The following is a 14909-nucleotide window of genomic DNA, read 5'->3' as shown; positions in this document are numbered from 1 at the left end:
TTGTTGCCCCCCGCCACACCCGGCCCGATCTGCGCCATCTCCATCAGGCTCTCCCACAGCCTGTCTCCGTTCACTCGAAGATTCTCACCCGCTGACGACATCTCAATCTCTCCCTGATGAAAGTTTATTGCATTACGTCATAGCATGCGCAAATCCGAGGAAAGGACAACAGACTGCGACGATACTGATCATTCCCGACTTTCCGGCAGATGCTTTGCCCTGCATTTCATGCTGTTGACGGGCAAAGCCGGGCGGAAGGCACGTTGCCCGAACGCCTTCGCACTTCCGAAAATCCGAACCAGCCATTGAGAAGATGCGCGTTTGCAGGTATTCGAATGCTATTGGATCGAGGTCATTTCCGCCCACCAAAGCACGCAGGAGGCATGCCGTGGCGCATCTTCAGAACATCGACGCGGCCCACGACTCCCTGTTGCTGCGCAATCTGCCAGCGCCGATTGTCGAAACGCTTCTGTCCGATGCGGTCAAGCGCAATTACGGACGCGGCGAAACGCTTTTTCTTCAGGGCGAAACCGCCCAATCGATTCATGTGGTTCTGAACGGCTGGGTCAAGCTGTACCGCGTGGGGCCGAACGGAAACGAGGCCGTCGTCAACGTCTTTACCCGCGGCCACAGCTTTGGCGAGGCGATCGCCTTTCGCAGCGGGGATTACCCGGTATCGGCCGAGGCGGTGACGGATTGCACCATTCTGCTGATCTCGGCCCGCAGCTTCATTTCGACCATGCGAAAAGAGCCGGACGTGGCGCTCGCGGTCCTGGCGTCGACCTTTCAGCACCTGCACGAACTGGTCAGCCAGGTCGAGCAGATCAAGGCGCAGACGGGGGCGCAGCGGGTGGCGGAATTTCTCTTGAAACTCTGTGAGTGCCCGGAAGGGGAGTGCATCGTTACGCTGCCGTATGACAAGGTTCTGATCGCCGGGCGGCTGGGGATGAAACCCGAGAGCCTGTCGCGGGCCTTTGCCAAGCTCAAACCGGTCGGCGTTACCATTTCGCGCAACCACGCCGCGATCAAGGATATCGGGGCGCTGCGCGACTATGCCGAGGAAGATCCCGCAGCCGCATGGAACAAGGCGACATGACCCGGCTGGAACAGGCCTTTGCCATGATCGATGCGGCCAATGCCGCCGATCCGACACAGGAAGACGGGCAGCCTGCCGCGAAGCTGTACGGGCAGCGCATGAGTGCCGAGATGGAGCGGCTGTTTCCCGATGCCGCAGACCCCCTGAAAATCGCGGCGCGGGGCCAGCATATCGAGCGCTGGACCTTGAAAAGAAAGGATTTTCCAGAAGGCCGCACCGGATACCTGACATGGCGCAGCGAGCTGGCAGAACACCATGCCCGGCGGGTGGGCGAGATCATGCGAGAGGCGGGATATTCAGGGGATGACGCCGCTGCCGCGGGCCGGATGATCCGCAAGGAAGGGATCAAGCGGGATGCGGATGTGCAGGCGTTGGAGGACGTGATCTGTTTCGTCTTCCTGAAATGGTATTTCGCCCCCTTCGCAGGCACACAAGACCCCGACAAGCTGGACAGGATCGTCGCCAAAACGGCGCGCAAGATGTCGGCAGAGGGCCGGGCGCGGGTGCTGGACGAGTTCGATTTGCCCGAGGCGTTCGCAGAGAAATTCCGCGTCTGACGGGCACCCTGCCCGAATCACGGTTAATCGACTGAAATACCGAAACAATCCAGATCGGCATTGCGTCGGTATCACGTCGGTATTGCGTCGGTGCGAAGATCGGTTTCGGCCCCGGTTAACAAGGCGTGCGGTGGCTTTTGGGCGGTATGCGACAAGGTTTCGTTAAGGTTTGCCAGCACGCGCCGACACGAAACTGCCTGCCTACGCCGCCAGTGGCGCGAGGTAGAGGCCCAGAAGCAGCAAACAGAACAGGGCCAGAGAAATCTCGAACCCGCGCCGCCAGAACGGCGCGGCGGAAAGGCCGAGATAACGGGCAAGGATCACCCGCGCCTTGAGCCATGCCAGAACGAGAACCACCGCCCCGGCCAGAGCCGTGAACGAGGGGGGCCAGTACCAGAGCGACACGGCGGTCGAGCCAAGGCTGAGGCCGATCAGCCACAGCCACGCGCGCAACAGGGGATCGGCCAGCATCGCGATTACCTCAGCAAATAGATCACGGGGAAGAGCAGCACCCAGACCAGATCGACCATGTGCCAGAAGGCGGCCCCGGCCTCAATATTGCGCGGCGCATCCTTCCACGCGACCAGCAAAAGCACCAGAACCCCGGCCACCACATGCGCGGCGTGAAACCCCGTGAGAAGATAGTAGAACGTATAGAACGGGTGCGTATCCCAGCCAATGCCATGCGCGGCCTTGGCGGCGTATTCCGCGCCCTTGACCCACAGAAACACAACCCCCAACAGGGCCGCCGCGATCAGTGCCAAACGGGCCGCGCCCCGCCTTGCGCCTTCGCGCAGGCGCAAGGCCCATGCGGCCAGCGCCCCGCTGGTGACCAGCACAACGGTATTGATCCCGGCCCCGGTGCGATGCAATGCGTCCTGCGCTTCGGCAAAGCCTGCCGGATCGGTGATGCGCACCGCGAGAAACGCCGCCAGCCCCGCCCCGAACACCAGCAATTCACTGACAATCAGAACCCAGATCATCAGATCGCCGGGCAGTTCGTCCAGAACGCTGTCCTCCGTCATGCCCCCACCAGTTCACGGTAGATCATCGGCAAAGCCTCGGTCAGGCGTTCGGGATGCGGAATGACATGGAAACCGCCGCGCCCGAACATGCGCGCGAACCAGCTTTTGGCCTGTTTGTCCACCGTCACGCCGAACACCGAATGGCCCGCGCGGCGGGCCTCGCGCACGGCCATGGCGGTGTCTTCGATACCATGGCGGCCTTCGTAATGGTCGAGGTCGTTGGGCTTGCCATCGGTGATCACCAGCAACAGCCGCCGTTTGCGCGCCTGCGCGGACAGTTCCGCCGAACAGTGCCGCACCGCCGCACCAAGCCGCGTGTAGAATCCCGGCCGCAGTGCGCCGATCCGCCGCTCCACACCGGCGTTCATCGGCTGTCCGAACCCCTTGCATTCCTGCATGTAGACGCGGTCGCGCTTGAGCGAGGAAAAGGCGTGAATCGCGAAATCGTCGCCGCAGGCGTCGAGCCCCCAGGCGAGCGCGGCCAGAGCCTCGCGTTCGATGTCGATCACGGCGCGGTCGCCCACGGCGCTTTCGGTCGAGCGCGAAACGTCCAGCAGGATCGACACGGCCAGATCGCGGGCGATCGGGCGCGATTGACGCCAGATGCGGTTGGACCCCGCACCGTTGGCCAGAATATCGACCCGCGCACGCACCGCCGCTTCCATATCCAGCTCATCGCCGTCCAACTGGCCGGGAATGGAGATGCGACCGGGACGGAGGGCTTCGAACTGGCGCTTGACATGATGGATGCGGCGCGCGGCGCGCGGGTCTTCGCGGAACGACGGGAGGCTATCGTCGTCGTCCGCTAAACTGGTCAGGACGCGCACGTGATCGGGCAGGTATTGTCCGCTGCGCACGTCCCATTCGGGATAGGTCAGGATGCCGGACAGGCGTTCACGATCCACGTCCTCGGGGGCGAGGTCGAGATGCAGTTTCAGGCGTGTTGCCGGAGCCTTGGAAATCTGGCCAAGGCCAATCTCGTCCTGATCGTCGACGGCCTTTTTCGCGCTGTCTGGATCGTCGTCATCGACACGGCGATTGAGGTTGAGGAACTCGGCCCAACTGAGGATCGCCTCGAACTTGTGCAGGATCAGGCTGTCGCTGCGCTCGGCCTGATCGGCGCTGCGGCGGCGGGCACGATGCGTGCCTTGCCCGGCCTCTTCGGGGGGGCCGTCGGTGTCGCGGCTTTCCACGTCGGTTCCGGCGCTGAAGGCCAGTTCGCGCAGGTCGGGCCACAGCGGCACGGGCAGGAAGGGGCGATAGCCGCGCGGGGCATCGAACGCGCCCGGATCACCTGAAATCACGGCATCGAGCAGGGTCTGCGCCCGAGGCGACAGCGGCGCGGGGTCGCCCAGGAGGTGGCGGATCGTATCCTCGACCGCCTGTTCGCCGCGCGGCAGGGTCTGGCGGCTGCGCTGCGCCAGTGTGGCGGCACACAGCGATGCGTAGAGGTCACGCAGCCCCGGCGCGGCGTCGAGCGCATCTGCGGCCATGATATGCGCTGCGGCAAGGGCGCGCAGATCGGCGCGCAGCGGATCGGTTTCGGGCCGGTGACGGGGCGCATGGGCGATGGCGGCCACCAGCCACAGGTAGAGCGCGCCATTGGCCTCGCGCTCGGGGAAAACGGCCAGCGTATCGGGCAGGCGCAACACCTCGCCGTCGAAACTGGCGCGCGGCGCGATCTCGGCCTCGGTGCCGAGACGCCGCAGGAAGCCAAGGCGGTGGCGCGAGACCTCGGGCGAGACCGGCCTGATCTCGACCGAGTGCGCCCCGCCGAGGCCCCGGAATAGGACTGCCAGCCGCCCGCTGACCTCGGAGAGGTCAACCGCGGCTCCGTGATGCACCTGGGGCGCATCGAGACGGCTGGCAAAAGCGTGCCACAGTTTCCCGACGGTTTCTTCGGGTTCCCATGGCTCGATTTCAATCCTGGTCATGGCCATACCTCACCCAAAGATGGCCGTCACAAGATCGAGGAGCCCGCGTTTGGTATCCGCGTCATCTGTCAGCGGTTCGATCATCGCCGCCTCGACCGCGCGTTCCACGGGCATGCCGCGGGCGATCAGGGTGGCCGCATAGATGACGAGGCGGGTTGAAACCCCTTCCTCCAGATCCTGCCCCTTGAGCGCGCGCAGCTTGCCGGCAAGGCGCACCAGTGCGGCGGTGCGGTCCTCGGACAGGCCGCTTTCCTGCGCGACGATCCGGGTTTCCAGATCCGGGGCGGGGAAGTCGAATTCCATGGCGACAAAGCGCTGCCGGGTGGAGGGTTTCAGGGTCTTGAGGATGTTCTGGTAGCCGGGGTTGTAGGAGGCCACCAGCATGAAGCCGGGGGCGGCCTCGATTTCCTCGCCGGTGCGGTCGATGGGCAGGATGCGGCGATCGTCGGTCAGCGGGTGAAGAACGACGGTGACGTCCTTGCGCGCCTCGACCACCTCGTCGAGATAACAGATCGCGCCCTCGCGCACGGCGCGGGTCAGGGGCCCGTCGACCCACACGGTTTCCCCGCCCTTGAGCAGGTAACGCCCGATCAGGTCCGCCGCCGACAGATCGTCGTGGCAGGCCACTGTATAGAGCGGGCGGCCCAGTTGCGCGGCCATATGCGCGACGAAGCGGGTCTTGCCGCAGCCTGTCGGCCCTTTCAGAAGGACCGGCAGATCGTTTTCGCTGGCCGCGTGAAACAGCGCGCATTCGTCGCCCTGGGCCAGGTAGAAGGGGGCGTCGGCCGCCCCCTTCCGTTGGAGGTCGATATGTCCGTCCATGGGGGTCACTCCGCTGCGACCGAAGCGTCGGTCGTGATGACTTCTTTACGGGGCAGGGCCAGCGAGTAGATCAGCAGGAGAACCCCGATGAACACCACCACGCCCGAGCCGAAGCGCATCCAGTAGAACAGGCTGAGCTGGTCCTGAACGTCCATGTAATAGTCGCCCATCACCCGTTGCAGGTGGGTCTGGATCGTACCGGCAAAGGTCAGGGTGAAGGTCATGAAGACCATCCCGCCCGACATCAGCCAGAACGCGGCCATGTTCAGCACCTGGTTATAGGGATCGCGGTTGCGCAGGATGGGCAGCGCATAGGTGAAGATCGCGATGTTCAGGCAGACATAGGCGCCGTAGAAGGCAAGGTGCCCGTGCGCGGCCGTGATCTGCGTGCCGTGGGTATAGTAGTTGACCCCGTGCAGCGTGTGCAGGAAGCCCCACACCCCGGCGCCGAAGAAGGCCAGCGTGGCACAGCCGAGCGACCACAGAAGCGCGGCCTTGTTCGGGTGATCGCGGCGGCCTTTCCAGACCATCACGAAGGCAAAGGCCATCATCGCGAAGAACGGGATCACCTCGAGGCTGGAGAAGATCGAGCCGATCCACTGCCAGTAGCCCGGTGTACCGATCCAGTAATAGTGGTGGCCGGTGCCGAGGATACCCGAGAACAGCGCGGCGGCGACGATGACGTAAAGCCATTTCTCGACGACCTCGCGGTCCACGCCCGTCAGCTTGAGCATCAGGAAGGCCAGGATCGACGCCATGATCAGTTCCCACACGCCTTCGACCCAGAGGTGAACGATGTACCACCAGTACTGTTTGTCCAGTGCGAGGTTATGAGGGTTGTAGAAGGCGAAGAGGAACAACAGCGCCAGCCCCCACAGCCCGAGAACCAGGATGTTGGAGATCGCGGTTTTCCGCCCCTTCAGAATGGTCATGGTGACGTTGTAGAGGAAGATCAGGGCCGCCACGACGATGCCGATCTTGACCCAGACGGGTTGCTCGATGAACTCGCGCCCCTCCTTGCCCAGAAGCCAGTGGCCCTCGAACAGGTTGAACAGATAGGTCACGACCACGCCAAGCGTGCCCAGCACCAGAATGCCAAGCTGGATATAGGCCAGTTTGGGCGAATGGATCTCACGCTCGGCCTCTTCCGGGATCAGGAAATAGGCCGCACCGAAGAAGCCCAGCAACAGCCAGACGATCAGCGAGTTGGTATGCAGCATCCGAAGCGTGCTGAAGGGCACGAGTTCGGACAGGAAGTTGGGGCTGACATAGACCCAGCCGACCAGAAGGCCGCCAATGATCTGAATGACGAACAGCCCGAGCGCCACTCCGAAATAAGCCAGTGCGATTTTTTGTGATTCGTATTTCATGGGTCCGGTCCTTTCTCAGCCCGCGTCGTTCGGGGGCCAGTCCTGCGCGTCGATATCGTCGACCCAGAGCAGGAAATCGGCCAGTGCGCGGGTTTCCTCTTCGTTCAGGTCGAAGAACGGCATCTGGCGGCGGCCTTCGATGCCGCTGGGTTGCGATTTCATCCAGCCATCAAGCATCTCATAGGCGGCCTCGGGATCGTCCGTGGCGCCCCAGCGGGTCATCACGTTGGCCAGTTCGGGCGCGAAATAAGCACCTTCACCAAGGAGCGAGTGGCAGTTGATGCAGGTTTTGTCCTCCCAGATCTTTTTGCCCAGCACGACGCTTTCGGTCAGCGTTTCGGCATTGGTTGAGGTGGTCACGATATAGCGGTGCGAGTGCACCGACAGTCCGATGAAGATGATGATGAAGAACAATGACCCGCCATAAAATATGTTCCGGGCCATGCTCTTGGTCATGACTTCGCGCATGATGCTCTCCTTTGCGCGTGAGTTCCGATGGGGACAGCATCGGCGCGAGCCGGGGCTATCTCCTTGACCAAAGTCAACAGCGCAACCACCGGGTCATGTTTCGCCGCGCAGGCGTGGGCCGGTAAAGGCGGGCCAAAGCGCCACGAGATAGAGCGTGAAAGCCGCGATCCACATTGCACCGGCGACCAGCATCATCGGGAAATACAGATCCACCGACAGGCTGGATGCAAACCACCGGAGCCCGGCAGCCCCCGCGATCAGGCCATAGGCCAGCGCCACGGCCCCCGGAGCAACCAGCGCGCGGCCCGTATGACCAAGGATTGCCCGGCTCATGACCGCCAGCGTCATACCGCCCACTGCACCGATCCCCAGAACATGCAGTGCGGCAACCTCGCTGCCCCGGCCGAACGCACTGAGGCCCCAGAGGACAAGACCCGCACCAAGCATCCCCATCCCCAGATGCAGCGCCCAGAGGATAGGCTGCCGCAATGTCCAGAGAGTGCCCCAGAATGCGATTCGCAGAATTTGCGCGCCCCCGCCCGAGATGGCGAATGCGGCGGTCAGGGCCTCGGGCGCGCCGACAAGCAGCGCCAGAGTAGTCAGCGAGATCAGGGCGACGGCAGCGATATCCAGAGGCTTGCGGCTGCGCGGCAGGTCGGATTCGGCCACACCGGCGCGTTTCATGGCGTTGCGGGTAAAGCCCGGCGTCACTCGTCCGCCCAGCACAGCGATCATCAGGCATAATGAAAACAGCCCCACGCGCAGCCCGGTATACAATGTGTCGTCCGTAAGGCCGGTCCATTCCAGATGCACCATCAGGTTCCCCAGCCAGACCAGCATCAGAAAAGCGAGGAATGCAACGTTCTGCGGTTTGGGCCGCTTGAACAGCATCATGGCGATCTTGCCCCCCAGCATCGGCAGGAAGGCCAAATCGACCACAGCTACCAGCAAGGGCGGCACGCTCCCGGAAAACCAGATCACGGCCCGGCCCGCCAGCCAGATCAGCGCGACCAGCGTGACAAACACCTGCGCCGCCGCGCGCGAGCCGGTCCAGTTGGGCACCGCCGTCAGGAAAAACCCGCCCAGCGCGGCGCTGGCATAGCCAAAGATCATTTCATGGGCATGCCACAGATGCGGCGCTGCGGCGAAAGGCATGTCACTGACCATTCCTCCGGCGGTATGTACCCCCAGCCAGATTTCCCAGACCAGAAGGGCGAAAACGGCATAAAGACCGGCCGCCATGAAGAACACGCGATAGGGCTCGCCCAGAACTCGTTTCAGTGTCGCGATCATCGGATCAGTCTCCGGCAGGGGCGGCTTTGCGCGCGCGACGCTTGAGAACCGGGCAGGTGGCGGAATCGTTCATCACCACCTGGCAGCGCAGGCAAAGTACGCATTCATTGGGATTGATGCGCCCGATCGGGTCGATCGCCCCGACGGTGCATTTGGTTTCACACAAACGGCATTCGCGTCCGCATTGCGGGCGGCGGTGCAACCAGTCGAAAATCCTGAGCTTGGCCGGAATCGCCAGCGCGGCCCCCAGCGGGCACAGGTAGCGGCAATAGAACCGCTCGATGAACAGACCTGCCACCAGAAGCACCAGCACGAAGGCCACGAAGGGCCATGCGCGCAGCATCCGCATGGAAATGGCGGTTTTGAAGGGCTCGGCCTCGGCCAGGATCAGGGCGTGTTTCATCGAATAGAAGGACAGCGCGAGAATCGCCACGAAAAGCGTGTACTTGATGATCCAGAGCCGTTCATGCAGGGCGTGCGGCACGGCGACCTGCGCGATGCCAAGGCGGCGCGCGGCGGCGTTCATCAGCTCCTGCAACGCACCGAAGGGGCACAACCAGCCACAGAACACCCCCCGCCCCCAGAACAGCAGGCCCAGCGCCACACCGGCCCAGAGGGTGAAGATCACCGGCTCGATGAGGAAGGTTTCCCAGTTGAACCCCGACAGCAGGGATTGCACGAAGGCCACCACCTGCACGACCGACAACTGCCCGTTCAGCCCCCAGCCCAGCCAGAACAGCGTCAGCGCGAGGAAGCTCAGGCGCAGGCGCAGCCACAGTTTCGGGCGGCGCACCAGCGTTTCCTGAAACAGCATGATCAGGGTCAGCGCTCCCATCATCGCCGCGACGCTGGCCACCTGGAACCGCTTGTTCTGCCATTGCGCCTGCCAAAGCGGGGCGGGGCCTGCGGGCGGTTCGGTGATATAGGCGCCGGGCAGCTGGTAGGGGATCGACAGGGAAAACCGGAGCTCACCGCCATCAGCGGCGGGGCGGGTTGCGGTCAGTTCCACGGTAAAAGGCTGCGTGGCGTCGAACCCTTCGCCCGGCAGGCGGAACAGGCTGCGTTCTTTCATATCCGGGGCATCCGGCGCGGCAAGCGCGTCGATCCGGGTGTAGCCCGGTTTGACCACGGCGATACGCGCCTCGCCCTGAATGACGGTAATGCGGTCGAACACCCCGCTGCGCCGCCAGTCCACACCACGATGCGAATAAACCCCGCGCGAGGCCACGAACAACACGGTTTCACCGGGGGCCAGCGCCCCCACCGCGCGCGTATATTGCTGCTGACCCAGAATGTTGCGCCCGATCGAAGGCGGATCGGCCAGTGCAACGTAAAGGTCGATGAACGGTGCGTCGCCCTCGGGGATCGCCACCCTGGCCCCTTCGAGGCGTGCGCGGGCCTCGCTCAGTGTCACCGTACCGCTCGCAATCGCCCCCTGCCCCATCAGTTCCGCCCAACTGTGCGAGGCAAACCCGACGCGGTCGATCCCGCCGCCCGGCAGAATGCCGCGGGCTATGGCCAGCGTGCGGGCGGTGCGCAGGATCGAATCGCGGATCACGCCCGTTGACACCGTCGCGCGCGAGATGATGTCGGGCATGTCCGGCCCGTCCCCCGCACCTTCGGGCGCGGCCAGATCGGTGCCTGCGAACCCGCCGACGAAATCGGAAATGTCCTCATCGGACAGGCCCAGCGTCAGGATCGGCTCGGAATGGCGCATCAGTCGCGCCCCGGCGATACGACCGCTGTGATCCACGGCGACCAGCACATCCAGAGGCCGCCCCGAATATCCGACCGAGCGCGCGATCTCCCATGTCGAGGCGATATAGCCGACTGGCCCGTCAAGATCGCTGACCTGCCAGCCTGCAACCGGCCCCTCCTGTCGCAGGATCGTGGGCAAGCCGGCCAACCCGAACAGGGTTTGCGCCAGAGCGCGATCAAGCACAGCGGCGCGTGCAACCTCTTCCGAGGAGGGACGCGCCACGCCCTGAGCCACCGCCGCACGCGGGCCTGACGCGATGCTCGCACCAAGCAGCAGAATAGCCAGGCAAAGGGTCGTGATCCGGGTCATGACGCAACAGTCGCGCCGGCGCGCCCGGCAAGCGTTGACTTTAGTCAAGGAGCATTCCGGCCATGAGGCGCACCATTGGCGGGCCTCACCAGCGGAATTGGAGACGACCCAAATGACAGCGAAGATTTCCAAATGGCGCACCACGCTCTTGTCGAGTGCAGCCATAGCCATGGGGCTTGCCGTATCGGCTGCCAATGCGCAGGAAGAAAAGCCAAAGGACCATGCCGACGGGCCTGCCGCCGCGTATGAGCCCAGCATGACGACACTGGGCCAGCTCCAGGTCGAGATTCCCGGTCGCAAACCGGGTGACCCGGTGATGACGCCCAGCGAATACCAAAAGGCCAACACGATCTACTTCGAGCGCTGCGCCGGCTGCCACGGTGTGCTGCGCAGAGGTGCGACAGGTAAGGCCCTGACCCCCGACATCACCCGCGAAAACGGGTTTGAGTACCTGCGCGACTTCATCACCTTCGGCTCGCCTGCCGGTATGCCGAACTGGGGCACCTCGGGCGACCTGACCGATGAAGAAGTCGACATGATGGCCCGCTATATCCTGCTGGACCCGGCCGAGCCGCCGGAATTCGGCATGCCCGAGATGAAGGCAAGCTGGAAAGTGCATGTCGCCCCCGAAGACCGGCCTACCGAGAAGATGAACGATATCGATATCGACAACCTGTTCTCGGTCACGCTGCGCGACGCGGGCCAGATCGCCCTGATCGACGGCTCCAGCTATGAGATCAAGTCGATCATCAATACCGGCTATGCCGTTCACATCAGCCGGATTTCGGCCTCGGGCCGCTATCTGTTCGTGATCGGGCGCGACGCCAAGGTCAACATGATAGACCTGTGGATGGAAGAGCCCGCCACGGTGGCCGAGATCAAGGTCGGCTCGGAGGCGCGGTCGGTCGAAACGTCGAAGATGGAAGGCTGGGAAGACAAATACGCCATCGCCGGGTCCTATTGGCCGCCGCAATACGTGATCATGGACGGCAACACGCTGGAACCGCTCAAGATCAAGTCGACCCGCGGCATGATCTATGACGAACAGACCTACCACCCGGAACCCCGTGTGGCGGCGATCCTGAGCTCGCACTACAACCCTGAGTTCATCGTCAACATCAAGGAAACCGGCAAGATTCACCTCGTGGATTATTCGGATATCAAGAGCCTGAAGATCACCGAGGTCGAGGCTGAACGCTTCCTGCATGACGGCGGTCTGGACAGTTCCAAGCGCTACTTCCTGACGGCGGCCAACGCCCGCAACAAGGTGGTGGTGATGGACACCAAGGAAGGTGACGTCGAAGCGGTGATCGACACCGAAGGCCTGACCCCGCACCCCGGTCGCGGCGCCAACATCAACCACCCGACCTACGGCCCCGTATGGGTGACCTCACACCTCGGCGACGACACCGTGGCCATGATCGGAACCGACCCGGAAGGACATCCCGACCATGCCTGGAAAATGGTCCAGCAGGTCTACGCGATGGGCGGTGGGTCGCTCTTCGTCAAGACGCACCCGGAATCGGAGCATCTGTATGTCGATGCAACGCTGAACCCGGATGCCGAAGTCTCCGGCTCGGTCGCAGTCTTCAAGATCGCCGACCTGGCGCAGGAAGAGCCCGAGTTCACCGTTCTGCCGCTGGTGGAATGGGCCGGGATCGCCGATGGCCAGCCCCGCGTCGTACAGGGTGAGTTCAACAAGGCCGGCAACGAGATCTGGTTCTCGCTGTGGAACGCCAAGGACAAGGAATCGGCCATCGTCGTGGTCGATGACAAGACGCTGGAGCTCAAGACGGTGATCAAGGACGAACGCCTGATCACACCGACGGGCAAGTTCAACGTCTACAACACACGCGCGGACGTCTACTGACGCGCCCAGCCGGGGGCTGTCACGGCCCCCGGCATCCTCAACCGATTATTCATGCAAGCCCGCGCAACAGGAGCCAGCAACATGACAGGGACAGGCAAAGTATATCTTATCGGGGCCGGACCCGGTGCTGTCGATCTGATGACCCTGCGTGCGGTCAGGATGCTGAAAGAAGCCGATGCGGTTGTGTACGACCGGCTGGTTTCATCCGAAATTCTCGATCTCGCACCGGCCGCCGCGCAAATGGTGCCGGTGGGCAAGGCCCCGAAATGCCACACCGTTCCGCAGGACCGGATCAACGAGATTCTTGTCGAACTGGCCGAAAGCGGCCTGACCGTCGCGCGGCTGAAGGGGGGCGATCCGCTGATCTTCGGGCGCGGCTCGGAAGAGGCCGCGCATCTGGAGGCCTGCGGCATCGCGGTGGAATATGCACCGGGGATCACCGCCGCGCAGGGCATGGCCGCCTGGACCGGCGTGCCGCTGACCCATCGCGGACTGGCCACCGGTGTGCGCTATGTCACCGGGCACAGGGCCAGGGATGCGCGGCTGGATCTGGACTGGAAAAGCCTTGCCAGCCAAGACACGACGCTGGTCATCTACATGGGCGCGGCCAATATCGCCGAAATCGCTCTGCGCCTGATGGGCGAGGGAATGCCCGGAGCGCTGCCGGTGCTGGCGATCTCGAATGCCACGACCCCGCGCGAGGCGCGGCTTGTATCGCGACTGGACCGGATCGGTCTGGACATCGCCGAGACGCCGATGCGCGCGCCGGTCCTGTTCGTTATCGGGCATGTGGTGTCACTTTACCGTGGCATGCCCATTCCGGTGGCAGAACCTGTCGCCGAAGCGGCGGTGATGGCCGGTGAATAGGTTTGCCCTCATACTGGCGCTGATCGCAACGCCCGCACTGGCCGAAGGGCCGGACACACAGGCGTTGGAGCGTCTGGTGCGGCAGGATTGCGGATCGTGCCATGGGCTGACGCTCAGGGGCGGGCTGGGCCCGGACATTCGCCCCAAAGCCCTGTCGCATTATGAACCCGAGGTGCTGCAAGGCGTGATCATGGATGGCATCCCCGGCACCCCGATGCCCCCCTGGCGTCCGCTTCTGACCGAGGCCGAGGCCGCCTGGATCGCGGATTACCTTCTGAACGGAGCAACGCAATGACTGCACTGCAACGTATATTCGGGGGCGCTGCCCCCGTCGCCCGCTGGGCGACTCCCCCGGAGTATTTCCGGAACGGTGAAAGACGCGGTTTGGCGATGCGCAGCGCGATAGCGGCGGTGGCGCTGGCAATGTGCGCAACCGGCGTTACCGCCCAGGATATCCGGGCAACCGGCGATCTGGGGCTGGTGGTGGAACGCGCCACCGGATCTCTGGTGGTGGTGGATCAGTCCGAGCGGGCCCGGATCGGGCGGATCGAAGGGCTTGGCGATCTGTCCCATGCATCGCTTGTCTATTCGCCGGATGAACGGTTTGCCTATGTCTTTGGCCGCGACGGTGGTCTGACCAAGGTCGATATCGTCGAACAATCCGTCGTGGGGCGCGTCATGCAGGCGGGGAATTCCATCGGCGGGGCGATTTCGGACGACGGACAATACGTTGCCGTATCGAACTACGAGCCGGGCGGTGTGCGTATCTTTGACGCCGATACGCTGGACATGGTTGCCGACATCCCGACCGGAGGCAAAACCATCGGGCTGGTGGACATCCCCGGAGGGCGCTTCGTGTTTTCGCTGTGGGATCAGGGCGAGACATGGATCGCCGACCTGTCCTCGGGCGCTGCCCGGATCACGAAAATCGAAGGTATCGGGACCAACCCTTATGATGCCCTGGTCACCAGCGACGGGCGCACCTATATCGCCGGGCTGTTCGGAGAAGACCACCTGACGGCGCTGGACCTTTGGCAAGACACGCCCCAGCCGCAGAAGATCCTCCCCGGCTATGCCGGGGACCGCGAGGGCCTGCCCGTCTACAAGATGCCGCATCTGGAGGGCTGGGCGCTGGCGGGTCATGAATTCGTGCTGCCCGCCATAGGTCAGCATGAAGTGCTGTGGGTGGACGCCCGCAGCCTGCAGGAAACCGGACGCACCGCCACGCACGGACAGCCGGTATTTGCCATGGCCCGCCCGGACGGGCGGCAGGTCTGGGTGAACTTCGCACATCCGAAGAACGACACGATCCAGGTGATCGACACGATCACCAAGGACGTCATCCATCAGTTCGAACCCGGCCCCGGTGTATTGCACATGGAATTCACCCCGCGAGGGCACGAGGTATGGCTGTCGGTGCGCGATGCCGGGAAGATCATGGTTTACGACACGCAGACCTTCGAGAAACTGCGCGAGATCGACGCCGAAAGCCCGTCGGGCATCTTTTTCACAGCCCGCGCGCACCGCACGGGACTGTGA

The 14909-nt window shown here is 63.6% G+C and carries 14 protein-coding genes; 6 read left to right on the top strand and 8 right to left on the bottom strand.

Annotated elements, in window-relative coordinates; all coding sequences use genetic code 11:
- The first annotated feature begins 388 nt into the window (after window positions 1-388).
- Both BUB53_RS20755 and BUB53_RS20750 read left to right on the top strand, forming a co-directional pair.
- Window positions 389-1096 (top strand): Crp/Fnr family transcriptional regulator, encoded by a 708-nt coding sequence (locus BUB53_RS20755; protein WP_073037788.1) that lies wholly within the window; start codon window positions 389-391, stop codon window positions 1094-1096.
- Window positions 1093-1653: a DUF4202 domain-containing protein gene (locus BUB53_RS20750; RefSeq protein ID WP_073037803.1), complete on the top strand. Its 561-nt coding sequence runs from the start codon at window positions 1093-1095 to the stop codon at window positions 1651-1653. Before BUB53_RS20755 ends, BUB53_RS20750 begins: the two co-directional genes overlap by 4 nt.
- Before the next feature lie 201 nt (window positions 1654-1854).
- Here the strand turns inward: BUB53_RS20750 and BUB53_RS20745 are convergent, their stop codons facing one another.
- From BUB53_RS20745 to BUB53_RS20710, 8 genes are all read right to left on the bottom strand, one after another.
- Window positions 1855-2124, bottom strand: a complete 270-nt coding sequence (locus BUB53_RS20745) for a hypothetical protein (protein WP_073037785.1) — start codon at window positions 2122-2124, stop codon at window positions 1855-1857.
- Window positions 2125-2129: 5 nt separating this feature from the next.
- Window positions 2130-2678, bottom strand: coding sequence for a cytochrome c oxidase subunit 3 (locus BUB53_RS20740; protein WP_073037784.1), 549 nt, complete (start codon window positions 2676-2678; stop codon window positions 2130-2132).
- Window positions 2675-4612 carry a nitric oxide reductase activation protein NorD gene (locus tag BUB53_RS20735; RefSeq protein ID WP_073037801.1) on the bottom strand — a complete coding sequence of 646 codons (1938 nt, stop codon included), beginning with the start codon at window positions 4610-4612 and terminating at the stop codon, window positions 2675-2677. The genes BUB53_RS20740 and BUB53_RS20735 overlap by 4 nt, the downstream gene beginning before the upstream one ends.
- A 9-nt stretch (window positions 4613-4621) precedes the next feature.
- A complete protein-coding gene (locus BUB53_RS20730; protein ID WP_073037780.1) occupies window positions 4622-5434 on the bottom strand; it encodes a CbbQ/NirQ/NorQ/GpvN family protein in 813 nt (270 codons plus the stop codon).
- Window positions 5435-5439: 5 nt separating this feature from the next.
- On the bottom strand, window positions 5440-6804 hold the full coding sequence (locus BUB53_RS20725; RefSeq protein WP_073037778.1) for a cbb3-type cytochrome c oxidase subunit I: 1365 nt from the start codon (window positions 6802-6804) through the stop codon (window positions 5440-5442).
- Between the two features lie 15 nt (window positions 6805-6819).
- Window positions 6820-7272, bottom strand: a complete 453-nt coding sequence (locus tag BUB53_RS20720; protein WP_073037775.1) for a c-type cytochrome — start codon at window positions 7270-7272, stop codon at window positions 6820-6822.
- A 93-nt stretch (window positions 7273-7365) separates the two neighbouring features.
- The gene (locus BUB53_RS20715; protein WP_073037773.1) at window positions 7366-8565 is read right to left on the bottom strand and encodes an NnrS family protein; all 1200 of its coding nucleotides are present in this window, start codon (window positions 8563-8565) and stop codon (window positions 7366-7368) included.
- 4 nt (window positions 8566-8569) lie between these two features.
- Window positions 8570-10633, bottom strand: coding sequence for a NosR/NirI family protein (locus BUB53_RS20710; protein ID WP_073037771.1), 2064 nt, complete (start codon window positions 10631-10633; stop codon window positions 8570-8572).
- Between the two features lie 112 nt (window positions 10634-10745).
- Here BUB53_RS20710 and BUB53_RS20705 point away from each other — a divergent pair, with 112 nt between their 5' ends.
- From BUB53_RS20705 to BUB53_RS20690, 4 genes are all read left to right on the top strand, one after another.
- Entirely contained in the window at window positions 10746-12503 is a 1758-nt protein-coding gene (locus tag BUB53_RS20705; protein WP_073037768.1) for a nitrite reductase, read from the top strand.
- A gap of 81 nt (window positions 12504-12584) precedes the next feature.
- A complete protein-coding gene (cobA, locus tag BUB53_RS20700; protein ID WP_073037766.1) occupies window positions 12585-13370 on the top strand; it encodes a uroporphyrinogen-III C-methyltransferase in 786 nt (261 codons plus the stop codon).
- Entirely contained in the window at window positions 13363-13665 is a 303-nt protein-coding gene (locus BUB53_RS20695; protein ID WP_073037764.1) for a c-type cytochrome, read from the top strand. Before cobA ends, BUB53_RS20695 begins: the two co-directional genes overlap by 8 nt.
- A 128-nt stretch (window positions 13666-13793) precedes the next feature.
- Window positions 13794-14909 (top strand): cytochrome D1 domain-containing protein, encoded by a 1116-nt coding sequence (locus tag BUB53_RS20690; RefSeq protein ID WP_229709615.1) that lies wholly within the window; start codon window positions 13794-13796, stop codon window positions 14907-14909.

Origin of the sequence: Roseovarius pacificus (assembly GCF_900142665.1) — a bacterium.
GTDB lineage: Bacteria > Pseudomonadota > Alphaproteobacteria > Rhodobacterales > Rhodobacteraceae > Roseovarius > Roseovarius pacificus.
This window is presented reverse-complemented; position numbering and strand designations above follow the sequence as displayed.

Coding starts and splice junctions, on each gene's coding strand:
- BUB53_RS20715 (WP_073037773.1), bottom strand. CDS start 8,565: ATGATCGCGACACTGAAACGAGTTCTGGGCGAGCCCTATCGCGTGTTC.
- BUB53_RS20720 (WP_073037775.1), bottom strand. CDS start 7,272: ATGCGCGAAGTCATGACCAAGAGCATGGCCCGGAACATATTTTATGGC.
- BUB53_RS20725 (WP_073037778.1), bottom strand. CDS start 6,804: ATGAAATACGAATCACAAAAAATCGCACTGGCTTATTTCGGAGTGGCG.
- BUB53_RS20740 (WP_073037784.1), bottom strand. CDS start 2,678: ATGACGGAGGACAGCGTTCTGGACGAACTGCCCGGCGATCTGATGATC.
- cobA (WP_073037766.1), top strand. CDS start 12,585: ATGACAGGGACAGGCAAAGTATATCTTATCGGGGCCGGACCCGGTGCT.
- BUB53_RS20750 (WP_073037803.1), top strand. CDS start 1,093: ATGACCCGGCTGGAACAGGCCTTTGCCATGATCGATGCGGCCAATGCC.
- BUB53_RS20735 (WP_073037801.1), bottom strand. CDS start 4,612: ATGACCAGGATTGAAATCGAGCCATGGGAACCCGAAGAAACCGTCGGG.
- BUB53_RS20745 (WP_073037785.1), bottom strand. CDS start 2,124: ATGCTGGCCGATCCCCTGTTGCGCGCGTGGCTGTGGCTGATCGGCCTC.
- BUB53_RS20705 (WP_073037768.1), top strand. CDS start 10,746: ATGACAGCGAAGATTTCCAAATGGCGCACCACGCTCTTGTCGAGTGCA.
- BUB53_RS20730 (WP_073037780.1), bottom strand. CDS start 5,434: ATGGACGGACATATCGACCTCCAACGGAAGGGGGCGGCCGACGCCCCC.
- BUB53_RS20690 (WP_229709615.1), top strand. CDS start 13,794: ATGTGCGCAACCGGCGTTACCGCCCAGGATATCCGGGCAACCGGCGAT.
- BUB53_RS20710 (WP_073037771.1), bottom strand. CDS start 10,633: ATGACCCGGATCACGACCCTTTGCCTGGCTATTCTGCTGCTTGGTGCG.